Source organism: Rhodoferax sp. RT5P35, assembly GCF_056521385.1.
In genome coordinates this window covers 1-1,018 of record NZ_JBWMAX010000381.1, presented here as the reverse complement: position 1 = coordinate 1,018, position 1,018 = coordinate 1, and the positions used below count along the sequence as shown (strand labels likewise).

Genomic DNA, 1,018 nt, shown 5'->3' with positions numbered 1-1,018 from the left:
ATCGATCCAACTGCCTTGGGTGAGGAGGGCGAACAGGAGCGCTCCAAGCGGTTTCGGCTTCTGCAAGAAGCCAGAGAAAATGGGATGCGGACCATGGGTCAGCAATGGGCCCAAGGCATGGTGCATCCGTCACGGTTGAAAACGCAGGTTTTCGGGGAAATCCTGGAGATGATCGAGCGAAGCAGTACGGACATCTTTGAGGCTCAGATCAACGCGCTGCTCAATCGTCCGAATGCCAGATCGATCCTGGGCGGAGTTACCTGTCCAACCGTGTTGCTGTGCGGTCGGCAGGATGCATGGAGTCCTTTGCAAAGGCACCAGGAGATGCAGGCATCGCTGCCCCAGTCGCGCCTAGTTGTTATCGAGGACTCGGGCCACATGACAACGATGGAGCAACCGGAGGCAACCTCAATGGCCTTGTACCAATGGCTACAGGGTGAGGACCGCGATCATGGATGAACTTCAGCGTCATTCCATTGAACGCGCCTGAGAGCGACTTGTTATGGACGCGGCAGCCTTCGCTGACGCCAACCAAGCACAGAAGCTGTCTGGCCTGTTCACTGATCATGGCATGCTTGTCAGGCCGGGTGGAACGGTGCTTTGTGGCCGCATTGCCATCTACGACGCCTATGCATTGCGCTCGCCGGAGCGAATCACACTGCATCTTGTAAGCAACATCCGCGTCGATGTCCATTCCGAGACCGAAGCAAGCTCTGTCAGTTACGTCCAGGTTTGGTCTGGCTCGACAACCGACGACGCTGGCCCGCAAGGACGGCCGTGCCGGCAACCAGCTGCCGTAGGCGAGTTCATCGACCGATTTCATAAACTTGCTGACTGCTGGCGGATCGCCAGTCGTGAAGCCAGGTTCATTTTGCATACATCGAACTAATCGGGAGACAATCGTTTGGCCAAGATCATCGGCGGTATAGGCACCTCGCACGTGCCATCGATCGGCATTGTTTACGACAAGGGGCGACAGCATGAGCCAGCGTGGGCTCCTTTGTTCGAGGGTTACGAG

Annotated in this window: 2 protein-coding genes and 1 pseudogene; all 3 read left to right on the top strand. The window is 57.0% G+C overall.

The features are described from left to right. Positions 1-459: alpha/beta fold hydrolase (locus AC097L_RS26495; protein ID WP_479589664.1), on the top strand; the 459-nt coding region annotated here is incomplete at its 5' end. A gap of 43 nt (positions 460-502) precedes the next feature. Beyond that, the gene (locus AC097L_RS26490; RefSeq protein ID WP_479589663.1) at positions 503-889 is read left to right on the top strand and encodes a nuclear transport factor 2 family protein; all 387 of its coding nucleotides are present in this window, start codon (positions 503-505) and stop codon (positions 887-889) included. Positions 890-904: 15 nt separating this feature from the next. Beyond that, positions 905-1,018 (top strand): annotated as a pseudogene (locus AC097L_RS26485) (protocatechuate 3,4-dioxygenase); the annotation flags it as partial.

What these genes read in the sequence shown, in the direction of transcription:
- AC097L_RS26490 (WP_479589663.1), top strand. Translation starts at nt 503, where the DNA reads ATGGACGCGGCAGCCTTCGCTGACGCCAACCAAGCACAGAAGCTGTCT.